Source organism: Micromonospora sp. RHAY321 (assembly GCF_023896955.1).
Lineage (GTDB): Bacteria > Actinomycetota > Actinomycetes > Mycobacteriales > Micromonosporaceae > Micromonospora.
In genome coordinates, this window is sequence record NZ_JAMHIW010000002.1 from 322,950 (window position 1) to 346,555 (window position 23,606).

Annotated in this window: 22 protein-coding genes; 8 read left to right on the forward strand and 14 right to left on the reverse strand. The window is 71.9% G+C overall.

The features are described from left to right. Nucleotides 1-118: 118 nt before the first annotated feature. On the reverse strand, nt 119-2,377 hold the full coding sequence (locus M8C17_RS05840; protein ID WP_252415350.1) for an esterase-like activity of phytase family protein: 2,259 nt from the start codon (nt 2,375-2,377) through the stop codon (nt 119-121). Between the two features lie 134 nt (nt 2,378-2,511). After that, nucleotides 2,512-2,934 (reverse strand): DUF2000 family protein, encoded by a 423-nt coding sequence (locus M8C17_RS05845; RefSeq protein ID WP_374557287.1) that lies wholly within the window; start codon nt 2,932-2,934, stop codon nt 2,512-2,514. 50 nt (nt 2,935-2,984) lie between these two features. Between M8C17_RS05845 and M8C17_RS05850 the strand changes: the two genes are divergently transcribed. Next, a complete protein-coding gene (locus M8C17_RS05850) occupies nt 2,985-3,842 on the forward strand; it encodes an AraC family ligand binding domain-containing protein (protein WP_252415352.1) in 858 nt (285 codons plus the stop codon). 69 nt (nt 3,843-3,911) lie between these two features. Next, nucleotides 3,912-4,733, forward strand: coding sequence for an alpha/beta fold hydrolase (locus M8C17_RS05855; RefSeq protein ID WP_252415353.1), 822 nt, complete (start codon nt 3,912-3,914; stop codon nt 4,731-4,733). A 9-nt stretch (nt 4,734-4,742) separates the two neighbouring features. On the opposite strand, the gene M8C17_RS05860 is transcribed toward M8C17_RS05855, so the two are convergent. The 7 genes from M8C17_RS05860 to M8C17_RS05890 all read right to left on the reverse strand — a co-directional run bounded on the left by M8C17_RS05860 (nt 4,743) and on the right by M8C17_RS05890 (nt 11,458). Further along, the gene (locus M8C17_RS05860) at nt 4,743-5,576 is read right to left on the reverse strand and encodes a helix-turn-helix transcriptional regulator (protein WP_252415354.1); all 834 of its coding nucleotides are present in this window, start codon (nt 5,574-5,576) and stop codon (nt 4,743-4,745) included. Between the two features lie 263 nt (nt 5,577-5,839). Continuing rightward, nucleotides 5,840-7,264 carry an aldehyde dehydrogenase family protein gene (locus tag M8C17_RS05865; protein ID WP_252415355.1) on the reverse strand — a complete coding sequence of 475 codons (1,425 nt, stop codon included), beginning with the start codon at nt 7,262-7,264 and terminating at the stop codon, nt 5,840-5,842. Between the two features lie 84 nt (nt 7,265-7,348). Then, the gene (locus tag M8C17_RS05870; RefSeq protein ID WP_252415356.1) at nt 7,349-8,314 is read right to left on the reverse strand and encodes a zinc-binding dehydrogenase; all 966 of its coding nucleotides are present in this window, start codon (nt 8,312-8,314) and stop codon (nt 7,349-7,351) included. Next, nucleotides 8,311-8,673, reverse strand: a complete 363-nt coding sequence (locus tag M8C17_RS05875; RefSeq protein WP_252415357.1) for a hypothetical protein — start codon at nt 8,671-8,673, stop codon at nt 8,311-8,313. Before M8C17_RS05875 ends, M8C17_RS05870 begins: the two co-directional genes overlap by 4 nt. Further along, a complete protein-coding gene (locus M8C17_RS05880; protein WP_252415358.1) occupies nt 8,670-9,536 on the reverse strand; it encodes an extradiol ring-cleavage dioxygenase in 867 nt (288 codons plus the stop codon). Before M8C17_RS05880 ends, M8C17_RS05875 begins: the two co-directional genes overlap by 4 nt. Nucleotides 9,537-9,566: 30 nt before the next feature. Then, the gene (locus M8C17_RS05885) at nt 9,567-10,337 is read right to left on the reverse strand and encodes a citryl-CoA lyase (protein ID WP_252415359.1); all 771 of its coding nucleotides are present in this window, start codon (nt 10,335-10,337) and stop codon (nt 9,567-9,569) included. Further along, complete coding sequence (locus M8C17_RS05890) at nt 10,322-11,458, reverse strand: CaiB/BaiF CoA-transferase family protein (RefSeq protein WP_252415360.1); 1,137 nt, start codon at nt 11,456-11,458, stop codon at nt 10,322-10,324. Before M8C17_RS05890 ends, M8C17_RS05885 begins: the two co-directional genes overlap by 16 nt. 195 nt (nt 11,459-11,653) lie before the next feature. Here M8C17_RS05890 and M8C17_RS05895 point away from each other — a divergent pair, with 195 nt between their 5' ends. From M8C17_RS05895 to M8C17_RS05905, 3 genes are all read left to right on the forward strand, one after another. Then, nucleotides 11,654-13,090: an amidohydrolase family protein gene (locus M8C17_RS05895; RefSeq protein ID WP_252415361.1), complete on the forward strand. Its 1,437-nt coding sequence runs from the start codon at nt 11,654-11,656 to the stop codon at nt 13,088-13,090. 3 nt (nt 13,091-13,093) lie between these two features. Then, complete coding sequence (locus tag M8C17_RS05900; RefSeq protein WP_252415362.1) at nt 13,094-13,897, forward strand: IclR family transcriptional regulator C-terminal domain-containing protein; 804 nt, start codon at nt 13,094-13,096, stop codon at nt 13,895-13,897. Nucleotides 13,898-14,254: 357 nt separating this feature from the next. Beyond that, on the forward strand, nt 14,255-15,838 hold the full coding sequence (locus tag M8C17_RS05905) for a DHA2 family efflux MFS transporter permease subunit (protein ID WP_252415363.1): 1,584 nt from the start codon (nt 14,255-14,257) through the stop codon (nt 15,836-15,838). A gap of 59 nt (nt 15,839-15,897) precedes the next feature. On the opposite strand, the gene M8C17_RS05910 is transcribed toward M8C17_RS05905, so the two are convergent. The 4 genes from M8C17_RS05910 to M8C17_RS05925 form a co-directional block, all read right to left on the reverse strand. Further along, nucleotides 15,898-16,359, reverse strand: a complete 462-nt coding sequence (locus M8C17_RS05910; protein WP_252415364.1) for a DUF5709 domain-containing protein — start codon at nt 16,357-16,359, stop codon at nt 15,898-15,900. 61 nt (nt 16,360-16,420) lie between these two features. After that, nucleotides 16,421-17,275, reverse strand: a complete 855-nt coding sequence (locus tag M8C17_RS05915; RefSeq protein WP_252415365.1) for an alpha/beta fold hydrolase — start codon at nt 17,273-17,275, stop codon at nt 16,421-16,423. A gap of 113 nt (nt 17,276-17,388) precedes the next feature. After that, complete coding sequence (locus tag M8C17_RS05920) at nt 17,389-18,333, reverse strand: RNA polymerase sigma factor (protein WP_252415366.1); 945 nt, start codon at nt 18,331-18,333, stop codon at nt 17,389-17,391. A 98-nt stretch (nt 18,334-18,431) separates the two neighbouring features. After that, on the reverse strand, nt 18,432-19,400 hold the full coding sequence (locus M8C17_RS05925) for a YafY family protein (protein ID WP_252415367.1): 969 nt from the start codon (nt 19,398-19,400) through the stop codon (nt 18,432-18,434). A 62-nt stretch (nt 19,401-19,462) separates the two neighbouring features. Between M8C17_RS05925 and M8C17_RS05930 the strand changes: the two genes are divergently transcribed. The 3 genes from M8C17_RS05930 to M8C17_RS05940 are packed head-to-tail and all read left to right on the forward strand — an operon-like array spanning nt 19,463 to nt 22,524. Next, complete coding sequence (locus M8C17_RS05930) at nt 19,463-20,596, forward strand: epoxide hydrolase family protein (protein ID WP_252415368.1); 1,134 nt, start codon at nt 19,463-19,465, stop codon at nt 20,594-20,596. Nucleotides 20,597-20,601: 5 nt separating this feature from the next. After that, complete coding sequence (locus tag M8C17_RS05935; RefSeq protein WP_252415369.1) at nt 20,602-21,759, forward strand: winged helix DNA-binding domain-containing protein; 1,158 nt, start codon at nt 20,602-20,604, stop codon at nt 21,757-21,759. A gap of 21 nt (nt 21,760-21,780) precedes the next feature. Then, nucleotides 21,781-22,524, forward strand: coding sequence for a YqjF family protein (locus M8C17_RS05940; protein WP_252415370.1), 744 nt, complete (start codon nt 21,781-21,783; stop codon nt 22,522-22,524). Nucleotides 22,525-22,573: 49 nt separating this feature from the next. Here M8C17_RS05940 and M8C17_RS05945 read toward each other — a convergent pair whose 3' ends face one another. Beyond that, nucleotides 22,574-23,551, reverse strand: coding sequence for an aldo/keto reductase (locus M8C17_RS05945; RefSeq protein WP_252415371.1), 978 nt, complete (start codon nt 23,549-23,551; stop codon nt 22,574-22,576). Between the last annotated feature and the right edge of the window lie 55 nt (nt 23,552-23,606).

Sequence of the window (23,606 nt, forward strand, 5' to 3'; positions counted from 1 at the left end):
AAAGTCTGTTAATCATTACAGTCATGCACATCGATATCAATGTTCTGCCGCCGTCGATGACCCGCGTGCGCGAACGGCCCCCGGCGCGGGCGCGCCGGGGGCCGTTCGGCGAGACGGGTTACCGCAGGCCGGGCACGTCGATCACGATCAGCTCCGTGTCGTCCGCGCGCCCCGGGATGCGACCGTCGTTGCCCGGGAAGTTGTTGTCGTTGGCGACGAGCACCCGGTCACCGCCGAGCGGCAGCACCGACTCGACCGACTGCAGGGGGAACGAGAAGAGCGGACCGACGCCGTACTCGCCCGGGCGGGCCGGCGTGGAGACCCCCTTCGGGTCGGCGATGTGCATCAGGTCGACCACGGTCCGCCGCGGCAGGTAGCCGTCCGCGCCCACCTCGTCCAGGTCGGTCACCACCAGGCGCTTGACCAGCGACTGCTGGCCCATGCCGTTGTCCCGCTCGATCAGCAGCAACCGCCGGCCGTCGAGCACCGCCGCGTCACCGACCAGCAGGGACGGGTCGTCCACCCGGAACGACCAGGTGCGGTTGGTGTACCGGTTGTGCCGTACGTCGAACTCGTAGACGACCCTGCGGCGCTGGTCCGGGTCGTTGACCCGGGCGCCTTCGAGGATCGGGTAGAGGGTCCAACCGTCCTCGCTGACCGCCATCGCCTCGAAGCCGTTGCTGGCACGCAGGGTCGGGGTCTCGCCCGGGGCGAGATCCGGCGACTGCGGGGACCTGGTCCCGTCCGGCAGCGGGATCGGCGCCTGCAGCACCTTTCCGGTCCTGTCGGTGCGGATCAGGCTCGGGCCGAACTCGTCGCCGATCCACAGGTTGCCGCGCGCGTCACGGGCCAGCGACTCGATGTCGAAGTCCGCGCCGGTCAGCAGACGATCCGGGGTGTCGCCGTTGACGATCGGGAACGGCACCTTGTGGTCGGGGTCGCGGAAGCTGATGTGCCCACGGATCGACACGCCCTGGCGGTGATAGTTCGGCTCGATCTCGTACGCCCGCAGCAGGAAGTCAGCCGAGTTGGTCTTCGCACCGAATCCGTTGTCCGGCATGGCGAGCAGCCGCCTGCCGGAGCGGTCACCCGGCTGGGCCGGGATCACCGCGGAGAAGCCGGGAATGGGCTGGCCGGGGAAGGGTGCGGTGATCCCGTTGACCGGGTTCGTGGCGAGCTGGGTGCCGGAGATCGGGCCCGGCTGGTACGCGGTCGCCGACAGCAGCGCCCGGTCCTGCAGCGTCACCTGGGGCCGCAGCTTCACCGACAGCGAGTACACCCGGGTGGTCTGGGTGGCGCTGCCGTTGTCGTCGGAGATGAGGTACAGCTCGCGGCGGCCGCCCGGCAGGTGGCTGCCGAGCGCGGCGCCCTCGATGTTGTCCAGCAACGGGTTGGGCTGCGGCTGCTTGGTGGTCGCGCCGGACGGCGGGCAGTTGGCGATGTCGACCAGCAGCTCCTTGCCGAGCCAGGCCCGTGGGTCGGTCACCGTCGACAGGGTCGGGGCGGCGGCGACGTCCGGCGCGCCGGTGGCGGAGACCTGGTACACCCGGACCGTGTTGCCCACCCCGGTGGTGAAACCGCGCTCCACGGAGAGCAGTTGGTCGTCGCCGAGCGCGATCAGCTCGACCAGGCTGAGGTTGGGGTCCGTCCGGTAGGCGTACTGGGTGGTCGGAGCGTACGTTCCACCCTCGCGGCCGTCGTACCGGATGATCCGGTGCCGGCCGCGGCCCTCAGCGTCGCGACCGTCCGTGGCGAGCGGGCCCTCCATGCCGGCGTAGAGCACCCGATGGTCCGGCGTGGTGGCCAGTGCCTCGAAGGTCTGGTTGACCGCGGCCTCGCCAGCCGGGGTGACCTGGAACCGGTCCGGCACCGGCAGCGACGCGATCTCGCGACCGTCGGAGAGCCGGAACCGGCGGATCGACGGCTCCCGCTCCGAGCTGGCCAGGATCGTGGCCCCGCCTCGCTCGGCGATGAGCCCCTCACCGTCGAAGTCGGCGCCGGTGTACGGCGTGCCGTCCGGGCGGGTGAGCACGGTGACGTCGCGGACACCCACGTCCACTCCGCGCCGGTCGGTGTCCAGGCCCAGCTCGTAGACCCGGGCGGGAGTGGTGCCGATGTTGTCCACCAGCGCCAGGGCGCGGCCCGGGCGGGCGACCGTCAGCGCGGAGAGGCCGGCGACGGAGGTGCCTCGGAAGGTGGTCTTGTCGAGGGCGTCGGAGAAGCCGAGCAGCGACGCGTCCGGCGCGCAGCTCGCCCCCGTGCCCGCGTGTCCGGGGGTCGGGTGCGCCGGCGCCCCGAGCGCCGGCGCCGCCGCGAGCAGCGAGATCGCCGCCGCCGCGGACGCGACGGCCCGGGCCTTTGTGGAAGTGGTACGCACATTGCCTCCAGCATCAAGTCGGCGGCCGTTACCGCCGGGCCGATGCAAGCGCCCGCCGTTCACCACAGTGGAACCCCCACCGGAACGTCACCTGAACAGCCAGTGCACGATGCTGTGCCCCGTCCCCGACGTGGTCAGGGGTGCATGGTCGCGCCCTTGAGCACCTTGTCCACCACGGTGCGCGGGGCGTGCAGCGCCAACCCCACCAGGTCGAGCTTGTCGCGGCCGACCGCCCGCACGGCGGCCCGGTTGTCCCGGTCGTTACCGGTCGCGAACAGCTCAGACGTGAAGATCGAGACGCGTAGCCCCCGGCCGAGCGCTCGCGCGTGCGCGGCGGAGAGCACCGCCCGGTCGCCGGCGAAGACCAGCACCGGCTGGCGGAACATCGGCAGGTACGGGGTGTCGTCGGCGTCGCGGTACTCCTCGCCGAGCAGCTCCGGCTCGGCGTTCGCCACGCCGCTCACGAGGAAGGCGGTGACGTTCAGCCGTTGCCAGCTCGCCTGGTCGTTGCGGAGCAGCACGGCAATCTTGGTGGGGAATCGGATCGGGTCGGTCATGAGATCCAACCTGCCAGCCTCGACACCGGCCGGTCTTGTACGTTCTTAGCGTGGCCACCCGCCCGGCGGGCTCGCACGTCAGCGCATGGCGACCCTCGGTAGCCGGGGTGGCCGAGGTCTTCCACGCCCACTTCGTGGATCACGCGTACCCGCCGCACACGCACGACGTGTGGACGCTGTTGATCGTCGACGACGGCGCGGTCGACTTCGACCTCGACCGGCACCGACACGGCACACGACGGACGTCGGTCACCCTGCTGCCGCCGCACGTGCCGCACGACGGCCGCTCCGCGACGCCGCACGGTTTCCGCAAGCGGGTCCTGTACCTCGACACCTCGGCACTCGCCGTGGAGCTGGCCGGCCGGGCCGTCGACCGTCCGAACCTGTCCGACCCGCCGTTGCGGCAACGGATCCACGACCTGCACCGGGTGCTCGCCGAACGGGGAGACGAGTTCGAGGCGGACAGCCGGCTCGCGTTCATCCTGGAACGGCTTCGCCGGCAACTGCGCCAGCAGGCTCCGGCCGGCGGCCAGCTCGCCGCCCGCGGCCTTGCCGACCGGCTGCGGGAGCTGCTGGACGCCCGGACCGTCGAGGGCGTCACGCTGCGCGAGGCAGCCGAGCTGCTGCACGCCCACCCCACCCACCTGGTCCGGACGTTCACCCAAGTACACGGGCTGCCGCCGCACTCGTACCTGACCGGCCGCCGGGTGCAGCTGGCGCGTCGCCTGCTCCTCGCCGGGCAGCGACCCGCCGAGGCCGCCGTCGCGGCCGGGTTCTTCGACCAGGCGCATCTGACCCGGCACTTCCGGCGTCACCTGGGCGTCAGCCCGGCCCGCTTCCCGGCGCCCGAGCCCGGCCGTGACGCGCATTCGGGCGATGTCGCCCGGCCCTCTGGTGGTCGCACCTAGCATCGGGAAAGGACCGGGCCTGCCGCAGCCGTCCGTCCGATTCCCGTCCCATGACCAGGAGGCATCGGCATGAGCTACCTCACCACGCAGGACGGCACCGACATCTACTACAAGGACTGGGGCGAGGGACCGGTCGTCACCTTCTCCCACGGCTGGCCGCTGAGCGCCGACGCCTGGGACGGGCAGATGCTCTTCCTCGTCCAGAACGGGTTCCGGGTGGTCGCGCACGACCGTCGCGGCCACGGCCGGTCCAGCCAGCCCCGCTCGGGCAACGACATGAACGGGTACGCCGACGACCTGGCCGCGGTCATCGAGGCGCTGGATCTGCGGGACGTCACCCTGGTCGGTCACTCCACCGGGGGTGGCGAGGTGGCCCGCTACATCGGCCGCCACGGCACGGGGCGGGTGGCCAAGGCCGTGCTCATCTCGGCCGTACCGCCCATCATGGTGCAGAGCCCGGACAACCCGGAGGGCCTGCCGATCAGCGCCTTCGACGACCTGCGGACGCAGCTCTTCGCCGACCGGTCGCAGTTCTACCAGGACCTGGCCCTGATGTTCTACGGCGCCAACCGGTCGGGCGCGAAGGTGTCCAAGGGGATCCTCGACCAGTTCTGGCTGTGGAGCATGCAGTCCGGCCTGTGGAACGCGTACCAGAGCATCAAGGCGTTCTCCGAGACCGACTTCCGCGACGACCTGGCGAAGTTCGACATCCCGACGCTGGTCATGCATGGCGAGGACGACCAGATCGTGCCGGTGAAGGACTCGGCGCACAAGACCGCGCAGCTCGTCGCGAACGCCAAGGAGATCTACTACCCGGGTGCCCCGCACGGCATCACGTCGACGATGCAGGACCAGGTCAACAAGGACCTGCTCGCGTTCCTGAAGAGCTGACGGAATCTCTCAGACCTGCTGCGCGCCGATGACCGAGAGCAGCCGCAGCTTCTCGTCGCTCTCCGACCCGGGTACGGCGGTGAAGACCAGCAGCGTCTGGGACTGGTCGGGATCGACCAGGGTCTGGCAGTGCAGTTCCAGTGGCCCCACCTCGGGGTGCAGGAAGTGCTTGGGCGGGCAGTAGCCGCCCGGCACCGGGTGCTCGCGCCACAGCTGCGCGAACTCGTCGCTCGCGGCCAGCAGGGATTCGACGATCGCCGCCGCCCGCGAGCCGCGGCCGTCACGGGTGTACGCGGCGTGCAGGTGTGCCACGAGGAGCCGGCTCTGCGTCGCGTGGTCCTGCGCCGGGTGCATCCGCCGGGTCTGCGGGTCGGTGAACCAGCGGTGGTGCAGGCTGCGGTCCAGCCCGGTGTGCCGGGTCTCGTCGCCGAGCAGCGCGATCGCCGGCGCGGTCTGCGCCAGGGTCTCGCCGAGGTGGTTCACCACCTGGGCGGGGGTGTCCTGCAGCCGGTCGAGGATTCGCATCATGCCCGGGTTGACGTGGTCGGCGCGGACGGTCCGGTGCGGGACGGCGTGCCCGGCGAGCTGGAACAGGTGGTCCCGCTCGGTGAGAGAGAGCCGCAGGCCGCGGGCCAGGGCGGCGAGCATCTGCTCGGAGGGGTGCGGCCCGCGCTGCTGCTCCAGGCGGCTGTAGTAGTCGGTGGACATCCCGCTCAACGCGGCGACTTCCTCGCGGCGCAACCCTCCGGTACGCCGTCGCTGACCCCGGGGCAGCCCCACGTCCTCGGGCTGGAGCGCCTCGCGGCGAGTCCGCAGGAAGCTGGCGAGTTGGGCGCGGTCCACGGTGTCTCCGATCGGTGGGTGCCGGCGGTGACCGGCACGTCTCGTGCAACCGGCGAGCCCGGGTGCGATGTTCCTGCACGGGTTCCGCGCCCCGAGGAGACGACCCCCTGCACCGCGCCTTTGCTCTGCTTCACCCCACGCAACACCAGACGTCCGGTATCCGGACAGGAGGCGTTGCGCCCGGTGAAGCAGAGCAAAGCGCGCAGAGGGTGCGGTAGCGGGCGGACCCAGCCCGACGGTGCGGGCGGGCGGTTGTCCGGCGCTCAGCGCTGGATGGACTTGGTCTCCAGGAACTCCTCGAGGCCCATCCGGCCGAACTCGCGGCCGTTGCCGGACTGCTTGTAGCCGCCGAACGGGGCCAGCGGGTTCCACTGACCGGCGTTCACGTCCACCTGACCCACCCGCAGCCGCCGGGCGACCGCCAGCGCGTGCTCCGGCTCGCCGAAGACGCCGCTGGTGAGCCCGTACAGCGTGCCGTTGGCGATGGCGACCGCCTCCTCCTCGTCGGCGTAGGGGATGATCGTCAGCACCGGGCCGAAGATCTCCTCCTGGGCGATCACGGAGGTCGGGTCGACATCCGCGAAGATCGTCGGCTGGACGTAGGCGCCCTTCGCCAGGCCCTCCGGCCGGTCCGGGCCACCGAACACGAGCCGGGCGCCGTCGGCGATGCCCCGCTCGATGTATCCGACGACCTTCTGCCGGTGCGCCTCGGAGGCCATCGGGCCGATCCCGGTCGCCTCGTCGGTCGGATCACCCACGGTGTACTGCTTCGCCGCCTCGACGGCCAGCGCGACGACCTCGTCCTGACGGGAGGCGGGCACCAGCATGCGCGGCCAGGCGCCGCAGACCTGCCCGCCGTTGGCGAACGCCATCATGACGCCCTTGGCAACCGCCGTCGGCAGGTCGGCGTCGTCGAGGATGATGGTGGCGCCCTTGCCGCCCAGCTCCAGCGCGACCCGCTTGACGGTTTCGGAGGCCGCCACCGAGATCCGCCTTCCGGCACGGGTGGAGCCGGTGAAGGAGATCATGTCGATGTCCGGGTGCGCGGACATGGCCTCGCCGACGACCGCGCCGGTGCCGTACACGACGTTGAAGACGCCAGCCGGCACGCCCGCCTCGGCGGTGACCTCGGCGAGGATCCGCGCGGTCAGCGGGGCGTTCTCGGAGGGCTTGAAGACCATCGTGTTCCCCGCGAGCAGCGCCGGCGCCAGCTTGGAGACGACCTGCTGCAACGGGAAGTTCCACGGCGTGATCGCGCCGACCACGCCGATCGGCTCGCGGACGATCAGCGAGTTGCCGACCTCCTCGGTCCAGGCGAACTCGTCGGCCAGTCCGGCGACGGATTCGATCACCGCGGCCGGGAAGCCCACCTGGGCGGTCCGGGACATGGCGATCGGGGAGCCCATCTCGGCGGTGATCGCTCCGGCGATCTCCTCTTGTCGGGCGGCGAGACCGGCGGCGACGGCGCGCAGCACGGCGGCCCGCTGCCGCGGTGTGGTGGTCGCCCAGCCGGGGAGCGCCGCGCGGGCGGCGGTGACCGCCCGGTCGACGTCGGCGGCCGTGCCGGCCGGGGTCTCGGCGACGATGTCACCGGTCGCCGGGTTGACGACGGGAAGGGTGCCGGCCGAGCCGGCGAGGATCCCGCCACCGATCCAGTGACCGGTGACGGTGTAGGTGGAAGGTGTCATGGACCGACCGTCGCACCGGCGCCGAGCCCCAACCAGGTGCGGTTCATCCAGGGACTCGCGATCCCTGGCTGGGGTCGGGCCCGGTCAGAGCGCCAGGACGATTCGGCCGGCCGCGGTGCCGCCGTCCTGCCGGGACCAGGCGTCCGCGACCGAGGCGAACGGCACGATCTCGTGGTCGACGGTGAGCCGGCCGGCGGCCGCGTGCCCGGCCACCACGGTCAGCGACGCCGCCCGCTGGTCGGCCGACAACCCGTTGTTGGTGTAGCCGATCATTCGCAACGCGCCGCTGCGCAGGACGGCGGACTCGATCGGGGCGGTCGCGCCGGCGGCGCTGCCCAGGTTGACCAGGCGACCACCGGGGCGCAGCACCCGCAGTGCCGCCGCGGCGGGGACGCCGAAGACCGGATCGAGGACGAGGTCGACGGGACCGTCCGCGGCCTGTCGCAGCCGGTCGGCCACGGATGCCACGTCGTCGTCCGCGAGCAGCGGGATGGAGACCGCGGCGCCAAGGTCCTCGGCCCGGGCCCGCGCCGCGGCGGAGCGGGCCACGGCGATCACCCGGCGTGCCCCGCCGAGCAGGGCCAGTTGGACGGCTGCCTGCCCGACCACACCTCCGGCGCCGAGCACGACGATCTGTTCGCCGGCCGCGAGGCCACCGGCGTGGGTCAGGGCAGCGTGCGCGGCGACGGCGGAGAGCCCCAGGGCCGCCAGCAGGGTCAGCGGTACGTCGTGCGGCAGCGCCACCACGTCGGCGCTCGGCACCGCGACGGTGCTCGCCATGCTGCCGTCCACCCCGGACCTCATCCCGGCCGAGGTGCCGAACCACACCGGGGTGCCGTCGGTGAGCCGGCCGACTCCCTGCACCCCGGGCACGTACGGGGTCGCCGGCGTGCCGAAGTAGCTGGTACCGCTCGCACAGAGCACGTCCAGCGGGGTGATCGGCACCGCTTCGACAATGACGGTCACCTCACCGTCGGCCGGCACGGGGGCCGGCCGCTCGGCGATCGTCGGTGGGGTGCCGCAGTCGCTGAGCAGGGCAGCGCGGATCACGTCGCGATGTCCGGGTAGGGCATCGCGAAGTGGGCGAGCCGCGCGCCGTAGGACTTCTGGTACTCCAGCGGCTCGGTGTTGTCCCTCTCGAAGAGGGCGATGAAGAGGGTCAGGGTGAGGAACGGATGCGCGCCCAGCTCGAACAGCTTCACGTGGTCGTGGGTGGCCAGGGCCTCCCGCTCGACGTCGTCGAAGCGCAGCCAGGTGCTCGCCTCGCCGCTGTGGCAGTTCAGCACCGTGTTGGCGCACTCGGCCTCCCACCAGGCGACCAGTTCGCGCGGCTCGCTGCGGTAGCGCTCGACCAGCTCGGGGTCGCGGTCGACCATGAAGAGGAATTTGTTCAGCAGGTACTTGCTCATGCCGCCGGTGCTCCGTTCGGATACCAGGTGAAGTACGCCTCCATGGTGTGGAACAGGTCGAGGGTGTCGACGTAGTCGGCCTTCACGCCGGCCCCGGCCACGCCCATCATGAGCATGAAGTCCATGAAGCCGTGGGTGGCGTTGCCGGGCGAGTGCAGGCTGTCCAGCGTCACCTCGCGTAGGCACCCGTCGAGGTCGCCGTTGGCGATCCACTCGACCGCCCGCTGGTCGAACTCCGGGTCCGGGCCGTGCGGGCCGAACTGGCGGGGGCCGCCCAGCTCCAGTGAGAGGTGGCCGGTGCCGATGACGGCCACCCGCAGGTGCGACGGCCACGACTCGACGATCTCCCGGATGGCCTGACCGAGCTGGACGAAGCGCTTCGGCTGCGGCAGCGGCGGCGCGAAGATGTTCGTGTAGATCGGCACGATCGGCAGGTCGGCCTCGGGCCGCAGCGTGATGATCGGGCAGGTGATGCTGTGGTCGATCCGCAGCTCGTTGCTGAACGCCAGGTCGAAACCGGAGTCGAGCCCGGCCCGCAGGATGTGCCCGGACAGGTCCTCCTGGCCCTTGAGCAGCATCCGGGGCAGCCCGAACTCGCGCTCCTCGTTGTACCAGTTGGCGTCGTAGCTGGGTGCCTTGCCGACCAGGAACTGCGGCATGTTGTCCAGCCAGAGCTGGTGGAAGTGGTCGGAGCCGACCATCACCAGCACGTCGGGCCTGGCCCGGGTCAACGTCTCCCGGAACGCCAGGATCTTGCTGGCCCACTCGTCGGCGAACGGTGGCCGGTCCTCGCCGGTGGCCGTGCTGGCCCGGTAGTAGAAGGGGTGGTGGGTGGAGGCGATGACCGCGACGACGGTGGCCATTCCGCTCCTTTCGCTGCAGTGGAGGGGGTCTCAGGGCTCGTAGACGGCGTTGCGGTCCACGGTGCGGTAGATGTCCATGCCGAGCGGCCGGCGCCGCTCCTCGGCGAGGTGCCCGAGCAGCCCCGCCGCGCGGGCCAGCAGGGCGAAACCGCGCAGCATCTCGACGGGAAGCCCGAGGTCGGCGAGCGCCGCGCCGCAGACTCCGGCGCCGTTGAGGGGCAGGGTCCGCCCGAGCACCTGGGGGTGCACCCGTCCGATCGCCTCGAACAGCCGCAGGTGGGGGCCGTACTGGCCCTCCTCGGTGGCGATCCGGATCAGGACGGGTGTGCGCGGGTCCTGCTCCTTGTGCACGGGGTGCCCGAGCCCGGGAACCAGCTGGCGTTCCTGCTTGGCCCGTGTGACCGCGTCGAGCGCCACGGCGTCGTAGTCGGTGACGTCGCCGGCCTGTGCGAGGGTGTCGGCGAGGAAGCGACCACAGTCCTCGGTGACGCCGAGGAAGCGGGAGCCGCCCCCGAGCAGGCCGGCGGCGAGCGCGCCCTGCAGCGACTCGGGCGCGGACAGGTAGGTCAGCCGGGCCGCGATGGCCGTCGGGGTGAAGCCGTGGTCGGCGAGCGCCACCAGCACCGCCTCGAAGACCCGTACCTCACCCCGGGTGGGGCGGCGGCCAGCCACCAGCCAGTACGCCAGCTCGCCGAAGCCGACCTGGCCCATCAGATCGGCGGCCAGGTCCTGCCCGAGCAGGGAGATGGTGGTCGGGTCGGACGTGCCGATCCCGGTCGGAAAGCTCAGCTCTTCAGCCACGCGCGGATCTCCTCGCCGTGTTCGTCGAGCCCGGGCGGCGGTAGCTCGTACCGGGCCGGGGTGTCGGAGAAGGTGATGGGGTTGCGCACGCCGGGCACGTCGCCGACGGCGACCACCGGGTCGAGCCCCAGCTCCTGGGCGAGCGCCACGCCGCCGTCGATGGTGTTGATCGGGGCACAGGGGACACCCGCGGCCAGCAGGTCGCGGAACCACTCGTCCTTGGTGCGCTTGGCGAGGCGTTCGACGAGCAGGGGTCGTAGCTGCTCGCGGTTGGCCGTGCGGTCCTGGTTGCGCCCGAAGCGTGGGTCGTCGGGCAGGTCGGGCAGGTCCAGCACCTGGCAGAGCTTGCGGAACTGCCCGTCGTTGCCGGCGATGACGATCAGCTCGCCGTCGGCGGTGGGCAGCGGCTCGTACGGGAAGAGGCTGGGGTGCGCGTTGCCCATCCGGAACGGGACGGTGCCGCCGGCGACGTAGCCGCTGGAGTGGTTGACCAGGCCGGACAGCGCGGAGCTGAGCAGGTTGACCTCGACGTGCTGACCCTTGCCGGTCGCGCCCCGGTGGTGCAGCGCGGCGAGGATGCCGATGCTCGCGTGCAGCCCGGCCATCACGTCGAAGACGGAGATGCCGGCCCGGTACGGCGGGCCGTCGGGGTCGCCGGTGAGGCTCATCAGCCCGGAGATCGCCTGCACCATCAGGTCGTAGCCGGGAAAGTCGGCGCCGGCCCCGGTGCCGAAGCCACTGATGCTCGCGTACACGATCCTGTCGTTGCCGGCGGTGACGGTGTCGTAGTCCAGGCCGAACCGGGCGAGGCCGCCGGGCCGGAAGTTCTCGATCATCACGTCGGCGCGGCGGGCCAGCTCCTGCGCGGCCGTCAGGTCGTCCGGGTTCTTGAGGTCGAGGGCGATCGACCGCTTGTTGCGGTTGATGCCCAGGTAGTACGTCGAGACGCCGTCGCGGGTGGGCGGCATCCAGGTGCGGGTGTCGTCGCCACCGGGGCTCTCCACCTTGATCACCTGTGCGCCCAGGTCCGCCAGGAGCATCGTCGCGTACGGCCCGGCGAGGATCCGGGAGAAGTCCGCGACGAGCAGGCCGGCCAGGGGCCCCGTCGATTGCTGCACCATGTTCCCGCCCGTTCTACGGACACATGTCCGCCGAAACAGCTTGCGTCACCGCACCGGGCGTGTCAACGGTTCTTCCATCGCTCGGAAACACGCTCTTGACACGAATCGTGACCGGTACCACACTTGCGCCACTCGGGCTGGCCGCACAGCGGACATCGGTCCGGATCCCTCGTACCCGAAAGGAATGGGGTGGCGATGAGCGCAACCGACCGGCCGGTGGTCTTCCGCAACGGCCTGGTTCTCACCATGGACGACGCACACACGGTGCTGCCCGGCGCTGACGTGCTGGTCATCGACGGCCGGATCGCGGAGGTCGGCGTCAACCTCACCGCTCCCGACGACGCCCTGGAGATCGACGCCACCGACGGCATCCTCATGCCGGGGATGGTCGACACCCACCGGCACATGTGGCAGACCGCCATGCGGGGGTACGGCGCCGACTGGACCCTGACGCAGTACTTCGTCTGGTACTACCTGGAGTCCGGCAAGCTGTTCCGGCCCGAGGACGTGTACGCCGGCAACCTGCTCGGCGCGATCGAGGCGATCGACGCCGGTGTCACCACCACCGTCGACTGGTCGCACGGCCTCCAGACACCCGACCACGCCGACGCGGCCGTCGACGCGCTCGAGGAGGTGCCCGGACGGTTCGTGCTCGCCTACGGCAACATCCAGCAGGGCCCGTGGGAATGGGCCACCTCGCCGGAGTTCCGCGACTTCCACCGCCGCCGGATCGACGGCGGCAAGCTGGCCGGCTTCCAGATGGCGTTCGACGTCACCGGCGACCCCGCCTTCCCCGAGCGGGCCGCCTTTGAGGTGGCCCGGGACCTGGGCGCCGCGGTGACCACGCACGCCGGCGTGTGGGGCGCCACCAACGACGACGGCATCCGCCTCATGCACGAGAACGGCTTCATGAACCCCTCGACCGTCTACGTGCACGCGGCGACGCTCACCCACGACTCGTACAACCGCATCGCCGCCACCGGTGGCTCCGTCTCCGTCTCCACCGAGAGCGAGCAGAGCGCCGGGCAGGGCTACCCGCCCACCTGGCAGCTGCGCCACCACGACATCCCGGTGTCGCTGTCGATGGACACCAGCGTGTGGTGGAGCGGTGACCTCTTCTCGGCGATGCGGGCCACGCTCGGCGCCGACCGCTCGCGAGAGCACCTGGAGGCGCACGCCAAGCAGGAGACCATCACCCACTGCCACCTGCGCGCCGAGCAGGTCGTCGAGTGGGCCACCCGCGGTGGCGCCCGCGCCCTCGGCATGGACTCCACGATCGGCGCCCTCACCCCCGGCCGGCAGGCCGACGTCGTCCTGATCAAGAACGACGCCTCGCCGGTGATGTTCCCGATCCTGAACCCGCACGGTCACGTCGTCTTCCAGGCCCAGCGTGGCGACGTGCACACCGTGCTGGTGGGCGGCCGGGTCGTCAAGCGGGACGGCCGCCTCGTCGGCGTCGACCTCGCCGCCGCGCGGGCCAAGGTGGCGGCCACCATCGACCACCTCCGCGAGACGATGGGGGAGGAGGCGTGGCAGCGGGGCATGAACCCGGACGTCCCCGAGACCGCCATCCTGGAGAACCCGTACCAGTACACCGAGTGGGACGCCGGCTCGGCGCAGTGGAAGCATTGAGGCATGAGTGACAACGGAAGGGGCGCCGGACCAGACTTCATCGAGGCTCTCGCCCGTGGCCTCGACGTCCTGCGCTCCTTCCGTCCCGGCTGCCCGTCCACCACGCTCAGCGAGATCGCCGCCGCCACCGGCCTGGCCCGGCCCACCGTCCGGCGCATCCTCATCACACTCGAGTCCCTGGGCTACGTCCGCGCGGTCGGCCGTGGCCACGCCCTCACCCCGCGCGTCCTCGAACTGGGGATGGCGTACGTCAACGCGCTGAACATGTGGGACGTGGCCCGGCCGCACATGGAGAAACTGGTCGCGCAGACCAACGAGTCGACCTCGATGGCCCAGCTCGACGGCAGCGACATCGTCTACGTCGCCCGCGTGGCCGTCCCGAAGATCGTCACGCTCGGCGTCACCATCGGCACCCGCTTCCCGGCTCCCGCGACGTCGATGGGCAAGGTGCTGCTCGCGGCGCTGCCTCAGGAGACCCTCGCCGCCGTGCTCGCCGAGCCCACCCGCTCCGGCATCACGCCGCGCTGGCAGCCCTCGCCGGGCGAACTGGACGCGGTGCTGCGCGAGGTCCGGGCGAAGGGCTGGGCGCTCGCCGACCAGGACCTGGCCCCGGGCATCCGCTCCGTCGCCACCGGTGTGCGCGACGGCGACGGCCGGATCGTCGCCGCGATCAACGTGACCGTGCATGCCGCCGAGACGTCGCTGGAGACGCTGCTCGACGACCACCTGCCGAAGCTGCTGCGCGCGGCCGCCGACATCGGGCACGACTGGGCGCTGACCGCCGCCGTCCCGGTCGTCACCGCCTGAGGCCTGCCTCCCCGCCGGCCGCCCGCGCAACATCCCACCGTCAACCGAGCTGCGGTTCGCGGCTTCCGGGTTCCGGCTTGCCGCTTTCGGCGTGCGCCTTCGCCCCTCGTGAATGGGGTACGACCCCGGGCGCGAACCGCACTGCGTCTGATCGACACCCCGACGACCGGTTGCAATCCGACGGCCGATCGGGCGCGTAGCCGTCGTGGTCACGAAATCCGGCGGCGAACCGTCACATCCCACGGTTACTCTGCCTGCGCGCGTCGTCGCCCCGGTACGCCGCGCCCTGCGCCTGGTAGGCGCGGCACCGCCGCCACCGCCCACCGAACGCCTGCTCAACCGACTTCAGGAGAGTTTGTGACCCAGCAATCAATCGCGACATCGGACAAACTCGACGCCGCGGTGCTCAAGGTGGCGGGCGTCGTCGTCCTCGGCGCGATCATGTCGATCCTCGACGTGACGGTGGTCAGCGTCGCCATCCCGACGTTCCAGAACGAGTTCGACGCGTCGTACGCCCGCGTCGCCTGGACGATGACCGCCTACACCCTCGCGCTGGCCACGGTGATCCCGCTCAGCGGGTGGGCGGCCGACCGGTTCGGCACCAAGCGCCTCTACATGGTGGCCCTGGCCCTGTTCACCATCGGGTCGGGGCTCTGCGCCACCGCCGACACGATCGGTGAGCTGATCGGCTACCGCGTCCTGCAGGGCCTCGGCGGCGGCATGCTCATGCCGCTGGGCATGACCATCATGACCCGGGCGGCCGGCCCGCACCGGATCGGCCGGTTGATGGCCGTCCTCGGCATTCCGATGCTGCTCGGGCCGATCGGTGGCCCGATCCTCGGCGGCTGGCTGATCGACACCGCGAGCTGGCACTGGATCTTCCTGATCAACCTGCCAATCGGCGTCATCGCCCTGATCTACGCGCAGATGGCGCTGCCGAAGGACGCACCCGAGCCGTCCGAGTCGTTCGACTTCGTCGGCATGCTGATGCTCTCGCCGGGGCTCGCGCTGTTCCTCTACGGTGTCTCGTCGCTGCCCGAGGCGGGCACCTTCGCCGCGGCCAAGGTGTGGGGCCCGATGCTGGTCGGCGCCGCGCTGGTGGTGGCGTTCGTGCTCTACTCGTTCAAGCCCCGGCACCCGCTGCTCGACCTGCGGCTGTTCAGCAACCGCAACCTGACCATCGCCTCGGTGACCCTGTTCGTCTTCATCATCGCGTTCATGGGCGCCGGGCTGCTGTTCCCGAGCTACTTCCTGCAGGTGCGCGGCGAGACGACGTTGACCGCCGGTCTGCTGATGGCCCCGCAGGGCATCGGCGCGATGATGACCATGCCGATTGCCGGCATGCTGGCCGACCGGGTGCCGATCGGTCGTACCGTCCCGTTCGCGCTGGCGCTCATCGTCGCCGGGTTCTTCAGCTTCACCCAGGTCGACCCGCAGACCTCGTACTGGCTGCTCGGCGGCTCGCTGTTCGTGATGGGTCTGGGCATGGGCGGCACGATGATGCCGATCATGACGTCGGCGTTGCGGACGCTGCAGGCCCACGACGTGGCACGCGGCTCGACGCTGGTCAACATCCTCCAGCAGATCGGCGGCTCGATCGGCGCCGCGGTGATGTCGGTGATCCTCACCAACGAGCTGAACGGCTCCCGGCCGATCCCCGGCCTGGTGGACCCGAGCGGCGAGCCCGTCACCGAGGCCGGGCTGGCCATCGCCGCCCAACAGCGACCGGAGCTGCTCCAGCAGACGCCGGTGGACCCGTCGCTCATCGAGCGTGGCCTCGACTTCGCCGCCAACTCGTTCGCCACCACGTTCTGGGTCGCGTTCGCGCTGGTGCTGGCCACCTTCATCCCGGCCGCCCTGCTGCCGCGCCGTCGCCAGCCCGCGCAGCCGCTCGACGACCAGCAGGGCGAGCTGGTCAAGGCGCCCGTCGTCATCCACTGAGCGACCCGCCCGCCGCGCTCGGCACCCCTCGTGGTGCCGAGCGCGGCGGCGCCGGCGTTTCAGCGAAGCGGCCCGTCCCCGGGCCCGTTCGGGTCCTCGACCAGGTGCATCGCGGCCTCCTCGGCGCTGGCGGCGCCTCCATCGATCCCGACGTCCCACGCCACCGACTCGGCCTCCTCGTCCTCGCCGAGGCCCTCGTCGTCGGCGACGAGACGACCCGCCCGCGCCTCGCGCTCGTATCCCCGCCGGGTCAGCTCATCCTCGTCGTCCACGCCCTCGGCGTACGGGTCGGTGTCCGGTTCCTCCTGGGCGAGGTACTGCTCCAAAGACTCGCCCGCCCGCTCCTCGGCGGGCGTGGTGCCGAACCGGTTCGCTCCCGTCCAATGGTCCTCGGCGATGATGCCGGTGTCGAGTGGGTCGCTGACGCGGTCGTCGTCCAGGGTGTCGGAGGCGTCCAGGACCCCGTCGTCCTCGGCCACGTTCCAATCCTCGACGGAATCCATCCGCTCGGTCTGGCTCACGGTGGTCTCCTCCTCGTCACGGTGCAGGGCAGGGATGGGACCACCCTATGGCCCCCGCGGATCAGCGCTCCAGCAGCTCCACCACGGCCCGGGTGAACTCCACCGGCTGCTCGATGTGCCCGAAGTGCCCGCTGCGCTCCAGCAGCACCAGACGCGAGTCCTTCAGGCCCTCGTGCAACTGCTCCGCCCAGCGCGGGCCACAGATGAAGTCGTGCGCCCCCACGATCACCACGGCCGGCACGGTGATCTCGGCGAGGCTCTCCCGGACGTCGAAGGGCGTCGGGTCCTGCGCACCCGCCGGCGCCGACCAGGCCCGCACCGCCGCCTGGAACGGGGCGAACTCGGACTTCCGGGACCAGAAGTCCGCGAAGTAGACCGGCAGGGCCGCGCGCAGGCCGGCGCTGAGCGCCTCGTCGTCGGTGGCGGTGACGGCCTGCTGGAAGGCGGCCGGGATCTCCGCCGCCTCCGGCCGGTCGGGGTGCCGCTGCGGGTACGCCGTGAGGCCGGCCATCGCCTCGGCCCAGAACTCGGCGCCGGTGACGGGCGAGGTGTCGTACAGGGCCAGGCCGGCGACCCGGTCCGGGTGCGCCAGCGCGTACCGCTGGACGACGAAACCGCCGTGCGAGTGGCCGAGCAGGTGGACCCGGGGCTCGCCGAGGTGGTCGATGACGGCGTCGAGGAACCGGACGTACGTGTCGAGCCGGTAGTCGGCGGCGTTGTCGAGCCGCCCGGAGGCGCCCGTGCCGACCGGCTCGACGTACACCATCGTGAAGTGCTCTTCGAGGCTCGGCATCCGCAGGTAGGCCCACTCGATGCCGGGGCCCCCGGAGTGCACCACGCACACCGGGCCGCTGCCGGCGACGTGGTAGACCTGCCGGACGCCGTCGACGGTGACCTCGTGGCTGGTGGAACTCATGAACCATCTCCCGATGCGTGACCCGTGCGGCGTGTGCCGGCACGGCAACTGGTGACTGACGCGGACCAGATGCGCGGGTCGATCGGAAAGTTCGCTCGGTCGGGAAAGTTTTCTCAGACGGCCGCCGGCCGGCCGGCGTCCCGTGCCGCGACCGGGTGGAAGAGGGTGAGCTGGCGCACCCGCCCCTCGCGCAGCACCTGCAGCCACAGCGCACCGGGAGGGCAGTGCTCCGGGTCGTCCGGTGGGCTGATCAGGTCGGTCTCCCAGATCACCACGTCACCGCTGGCCACGACGTTGCGCAGCCGCTGCCGTACCCCGTCGGTCAGGTCCTTGGTCATCCCGTGGATCGCCAGGTCGGTGCCGCCGCGCAGGCCACCCGGGGCGAGCATCTCGGCGTCCGGCCACCAGCTCTCCCGGACCACCCGGTCGAAGTCGCCGCGCATGGCCGTCGCGATCATGTCGCGGCCCTCGCGCCACCGGGCGTCGCTCAACGTGGCGACGTCGGCGTGCGCGGCGGTCGCCGCCGTCCGGAGGCCGCCGGCGAGCGCGCGACGGGCGTGGCTGAGGCGGCTGCGGACGGTGCCCACGGGCACGCCGCACACGGCGGCGATCTGCTCGTACGAGGAGGCCTCGCTGAAGTAGCGCAGGAGGGTCACCATCCGGTCGGGCTCGGACAGCGCGTCGATGGCGTGCCACACCCAGTCGCGCATCGCGCCGCGGTCCAGCGCCTCCTCGGGTGTGGGCGTGTCGGCGGGGCGGGCGAACCACTCCGGTTCGGCGACCGGGACCGGTCGGGGTGCCCGCAGCGTCATCCGGGCGTTGTTGCGGACGATGGCCCGCAGCCACGGGCCGACGGCGGCCGGGTCGCGCACCTCACCGACGCGGCGCAGCGCCACCACCATCGCGTCCTGCACGGCGTCCTCGGCGTCCGGCCCGTAGCCGAGCAGGCTCAGGGCGACGGCTCGCATCTCGGCCTCGTGGCGCGCCAGCAGCACTCCCAGCGCCGCCGCGTCTCCCGCCTGAGCGAGCAGGACCAGCTCCGCATCCGCCTGCACCACGCCCATTTCCCCCGTTGTGTGGCTCGTTGGCCGTTTCCGCCGTTGCCATCGGCCGTTCGAGCCTACGGCGATCACCTGTGCCACCGTCGAGGGCTGACCTACCCGGGCGGCGGGCCGGCTGCCCGGGTCGCCCGCCCGCCGATCTCGCGGAGGTACGCGACCAGCTCCGGCGGCTCGTGCACCTCGAACTCGCAGCCGAGGGTCAGCAGGCGCCACGCCAGCCACTCCAGGGTGTCGGCGTGACTGTGCAGCCGGCAGCTGCCGGCGTCGATCGGCTCCAGGTCGACCAGGGTGCCGCCGAGCGGGCCGGCCATCCGCTCGACCGGTGCGTGCAGGGTCACCACCGCGCGGTAGACCGGCGTCAACTCCAGCAACTTCTCCGTCACGAACGCCGCGGCGTCGGTGGCCGGCAGTGGGCGGGGCGCGACGCGCGTCCGGGTGGTCCGCTGGTCGGTGATCCGGTCCACCCGGAACATCCGCCAGTCTCCCCGGTCGTTGTCGTAGCCGACCAGGTACCAGCGGCGGCCCGCCGACACCAGCCGGTACGGCTCGACCAGCCGCTCGCTGTCGACGCCGTCGCGCCGACGGTAGGTGAACCGCAGCTGCTCGCGGTTGGTGACGGCGGCGGCCAGAGCGCTCAGGTGCTCGGGGTCGACCATCGGTCGGCTCCAGGTGAGCAGCGGCTCGGTGGCCGCCCCCAGCGTGCTGACGCGGTGGCGCAGCCGGGACGGCAGCACCTGTTCGAGCTTCGCCAGCGCCCGTAGCGAGGCCTCCTCGATGCCGACCACCGCGTGACTGGCGGCGGTCCGCAGACCGAGTGCGATGGCCACCGCCTCCTCGTCGTCGAGCAGCAGCGGCGGCATGGCCTTGCCGGCGACCATGCGGTATCCGCCGATCGCGCCCATCGTGGCCTGCACCGGGTAGCCGAGGTCGCGCAGCCGCTCGACGTCGCGGCGGATGGTGCGCAGGCTGACGCCGAGGCGGGTGGCCAGTTCGCTGCCGGGCCACTCGCGCGGGGTCTGCAGCAGCGACAGCAGGCCCAGCAGCCGGGCGGGGGTGTCGGACATGGCTCCAGAATGCCAGCGATGTGTGTCAGATCCTGACCTACATGAGCCGTAGCGTGCCCGGCATGACGCCATTCCGCATCGACATCCCGCAATCTGACCTCGACGACCTGCGTGAGCGGCTCTCCCGGACCCGGTGGCCCCGCCCGGTGCCCGGCACCGGCTGGAGTCGCGGGGTGCCGCTGGACTACCTCCGCGAGCTGGCCGGGTACTGGGCGGACGGTTACGACTGGCGGGCGCACGAGGCGCGGCTGAACGAGTTCACCCAGTTCGTCACCGAGATCGACGGGCTGGACGTGCATCTGCTGCACGTCCGCTCACCGGAGCCGGACGCGCTGCCGCTGCTGCTGACGCACGGCTGGCCGAACTCCGTGGTCGAGTTCACCGAACTGGTCGGCCCGCTGACCGACCCGCGCGCCCACGGCGGGGATCCGGCGCAGGCGTTTCACGTGGTGGTGCCGTCGGTGCCCGGCTACGGTTTCTCGCAGGCGCCACCGGCCGGGTTCACGGTCGACCGGCTCGCCCGGATGTGGGTCGAACTGATGGCCCGCCTCGGCTACCACCGATACGGCACGCAGGGCGGTGACCTCGGCGCGTACGTCGCGCCGGAGGTGGCGACGGTGGCGCCGGAGCAGGTGGTGGGCGTGCACATCGACGGAGGGTTCGGCTTTCCGACCGCGGCCGACGTGCCGGACATGACCGAGGCCGAACGCGCCGAGTGGGAGCAGATGCAGCAGTGGATGAGCGGCGGCGTGGACCATCACGCGCTGCTGCGGGCCGCGCCACAGACCCTCGCGTACGCCTGGAACGACTCGCCGGTCGGGCTGCTGGCCTGGATGATGCAGAAGTTCAAGGAGTTCACCGTGACGGTCCCGACCCCCGAGCAGGCCATCGACCGGGACCATCTGCTCACCAACGTGAGCCTCTACTGGTTCACCGGCACGTCCGGTTCGTCCTCCTGGCCCATGTACGAGCGACTCACGCTGGCAGACGACGGCGGGTTCGCCTGGCCCAGGGGACAGCAGCGGGTGCCGTCCGGGGTGTACGGCGGCGGGTCCGCGCTGATGCGGCGCCTCGCTGGGCAGCACAACACCATCGTGCACTGGCCGCAGGGCAACCCGGGCAGCCACTTCGTGGCCATGGACGAGCCGTTGGCGCACGCGGCCGACATCCGTACCTTCTTCGCGGGCCTGCGATGACCGGCGTGAGCTGGGCACAGGTGTGCGCCCGGCGCCTGGAGCGGCACGGCCTCTCCGCGCCGGGGCCGACCGGGCCGGGGTCCGAGCCGGACGCCGACGCGGTCGCCGCCGTGGTGTCCGCGACCTGTGGCGCACACGCCCAGGTCGCCTCCGCCGCCGAGCTGTCCGTCGGGATACGGGTCCCGGGCGCCACCCGTACCCTGGTGCGCCAGGCACTGTGGACGGAACGCACCCTCGTCAAGAGTCGAGGGCCGCGCGGGACGGTGCACCTGCTCGCCACCGCGGATCTGCCGATGTGGACCGGCGCGCTGTCGGCGATGCCGGCACCGCCACACGATCCGAGCCGTGACCTGCTGACCCCCGAGCAGACCGAGCAGGTGCTCGCGGCCATCACCGCCGCCCTCGCCGAGACCGAGCTGACCACCGTCGAGCTGACCGACCAGGTGGTCGCCCGCACCGGCCCCTGGGCCGGCGAACGTGTCATGGACGCGTTCCAGGACAAGTGGCCCCGGTGGATCGCCGCGATGGCCGCCGCCACCCGCAGCGGCATCATCTGCTTCGGCCCCAACCGTGGCCGCGCCACCACGTACACCAGCCCGGCGCGTTGGCTGCCCGGGTTCGCGCCGATGGACGGCCGGGCCGCGCTGGCCGACCTCGTCCGGCGCTACCTGTACGCGTACGGGCCGGCCACGCCGGCGCAGTTCGCCCGGTGGCTGGCGGCACCCGCACCGTGGGCGGCGGAGCTGTTCGACTCGCTGGACCTGACAGCCGTGACGGTGGAGGGCACGCGGGCGTGGGTCGCGTCAGGTGACACCGACTTCCCGGACGACCGGCCGTCCGGGTTGCGGTTGCTGCCCTACTTCGACGTGTACGCCGTGGGCTGCCACCCGCGCGAACGGCTCTTCCCCGGGGCGGCCGCCGAGCGGGCGCTGGCCCGTGGGCAGGCCGGCAACTACCCCGTGCTGCTGGTCGACGGCACGGTCGCCGGGGTGTGGCACCACCGTCGCTCCGGCCGCGCCATCCAGGTCACCGTCGAGCCGTTGCGGACGCTGGCCGCCCGTCACCGTACGGCGCTGGAGGAGCAGGTCGAGTGGATCGGTCAGATCCTGGAGGGCAGGCCCTCGTTGACCGTCGGCCCGGTGGCTGTCGGCCCACACGCCTGAGCGAGGGGCAGGATGAGGGGTGTGGACATCGAGCCGGTCGACTCCGCGCCCCGACGGGCGTTCCCCTGGGCGACCCTTCGGCAGCGCTGGGAGGATCTCACCTTCCTGCACTGGGCCGTCGCGCCGGAACTCGTCGCGCCGCTGCTGCCCGCCGGCACCCGACCGGACACCCTGGACGGCGTCAGCCACGTCGGCCTGATCGGTTTCCGGATGGTCGGGCTGGGCCTCGGCCGCGGCCCGGGGGTGCCGTATTTCGGCACCTTCTGGGAGACCAACGTCCGGCTCTACTCGGTCGACGACACCGGTCGGCGGGCGGTGGTGTTCCGGTCGCTCGACGCGTCGCGGCTGGTCCCGGTGCTGGTCGCCCGGGCGACGCTGCGGCTGCCGTACCTCTGGTCGTCCATGCGGCTGGACCGCGACGGTGACCGCCGCACCTACCGTTGCCGGCGCCGCTGGCCCGGCCCGGCCGGTACGACGAGCCGGATGACGGTCCGGGTGGGGGAGCGGATCGCCGACCCGACGCCGCTGGAGCACTTCGTCACCGCCCGCTGGGGGCTGCACACCCGGGCGTACGGGCGCACCCTGCACCTGCCGAACTGGCATCCGCGCTGGCCGCTGCACCGGGCCGAGCTGCTGCACCTGGACGACGAACTGGTCACCGCCGCCGGGCTGCCGGCGCCGGCCGGACCGCCGGTCAGTGTGCTGTATTCCCCCGGCGTTCCGGTCCAGTTCGGCCCGCCGGTCACCGTGGGCCGGCCCGGCTGACCGGCGGGTGCCGATCTGCCGGGCCGGTCGGCCACGTCGTTGTCGAGCCTCAGTAGCGGCCACCTTCCGGCGCGGGCAGCGCGTCGAGGTCGGCCAGGTCCTCGGCGCTGAGCCGCACGTCGCCGGCCGCACAGTTGTCCACCAGGTACCGGGGCGTCTTGGTGCCGGGGATCGGAACGACGTGGCGGCCCTGGGCCACCACCCAGGCCAGCGCGACCTGCGCGGGGCTGACACCGGCCCGGTCGGCGATCTCGCGGACCCGGCCGACGATGGCGAGGTTGGCACGCAGCGCGTCCTGCTGGAACCGCGGCAGACCGCGTCGGAAGTCGTCGGCGGGCAGATCGTCGAACGAGGTGAACCGGCCGGCGAGGAACCCTCGGCCCAGCGGGGAGAACGGCAGGAAGCCGATGCCCTGCTGCGCGCAGTACGGCAGCACCTCGGCCAACGGGTCGCGCGTCCACAGGGACAGCTCGGACTGCACCGACGCCACCGGGTGCACCGCCTGGGCCCGTGCGATCTGGGCCACCGTCACCTCGGACAGGCCGAGATGCCGGGCCTTGCCCGCCGCCACGACCTCCGCCACCGCACCCCACGACTCCTCGATCGGCACGTCCGGGTCGACCCGGTGCAGCTGGTAGAGGTCGACGTGGTCGGTGCCGAGCCGGCGCAGGCTGGCGTCGATCGCCGCCCTGATGTGCTCCGGACGGCCGTTGTTGCCGATGGTCGGTGAGTTGCCGGGGCCGCCGGTGGGGGAGGTGACCACCAGCCCGACCTTGGTGGCCAGGACGGCCCGCTCCCGGTGGCCGCCGGCCAACGCCCGACCGACCAGCTCCTCGTTGGTGTACGGCCCGTACACGTCGGACGTGTCGATCAGCGTGGCGCCCAGGTCCAGCGCCTGTCGGATGACCGAGATCGACGTGTCGTCGTCCCGGGGGCCGGTGATGTCGTAACCGTGGCTCATGCCCATGCACCCGAGGCCGATGACGCCGACCTCGGGACCCGCACTGCCCAGCGTGGTGGTTCGCATGCGCCCACGCTACGACCGGCTCGGGCAGCCGGCACGAACGGCATGCTCATTTCTC

Excerpts from the sequence above, each read along its gene's own strand:
- M8C17_RS05845 (WP_374557287.1), bottom strand. The coding sequence starts at position 2,934 with ATGACCGACCCGATCCGATTCCCCACCAAGATTGCCGTGCTGCTCCGC.
- M8C17_RS05855 (WP_252415353.1), top strand. The coding sequence starts at position 3,912 with ATGAGCTACCTCACCACGCAGGACGGCACCGACATCTACTACAAGGAC.
- M8C17_RS05865 (WP_252415355.1), bottom strand. The coding sequence starts at position 7,264 with ATGACACCTTCCACCTACACCGTCACCGGTCACTGGATCGGTGGCGGG.
- M8C17_RS05875 (WP_252415357.1), bottom strand. The coding sequence starts at position 8,673 with ATGAGCAAGTACCTGCTGAACAAATTCCTCTTCATGGTCGACCGCGAC.
- M8C17_RS05880 (WP_252415358.1), bottom strand. The coding sequence starts at position 9,536 with ATGGCCACCGTCGTCGCGGTCATCGCCTCCACCCACCACCCCTTCTAC.
- M8C17_RS05890 (WP_252415360.1), bottom strand. The coding sequence starts at position 11,458 with ATGGTGCAGCAATCGACGGGGCCCCTGGCCGGCCTGCTCGTCGCGGAC.
- M8C17_RS05895 (WP_252415361.1), top strand. The coding sequence starts at position 11,654 with ATGAGCGCAACCGACCGGCCGGTGGTCTTCCGCAACGGCCTGGTTCTC.
- M8C17_RS05900 (WP_252415362.1), top strand. The coding sequence starts at position 13,094 with ATGAGTGACAACGGAAGGGGCGCCGGACCAGACTTCATCGAGGCTCTC.
- M8C17_RS05915 (WP_252415365.1), bottom strand. The coding sequence starts at position 17,275 with ATGAGTTCCACCAGCCACGAGGTCACCGTCGACGGCGTCCGGCAGGTC.
- M8C17_RS05925 (WP_252415367.1), bottom strand. The coding sequence starts at position 19,400 with ATGTCCGACACCCCCGCCCGGCTGCTGGGCCTGCTGTCGCTGCTGCAG.
- M8C17_RS05930 (WP_252415368.1), top strand. The coding sequence starts at position 19,463 with ATGACGCCATTCCGCATCGACATCCCGCAATCTGACCTCGACGACCTG.
- M8C17_RS05945 (WP_252415371.1), bottom strand. The coding sequence starts at position 23,551 with ATGCGAACCACCACGCTGGGCAGTGCGGGTCCCGAGGTCGGCGTCATC.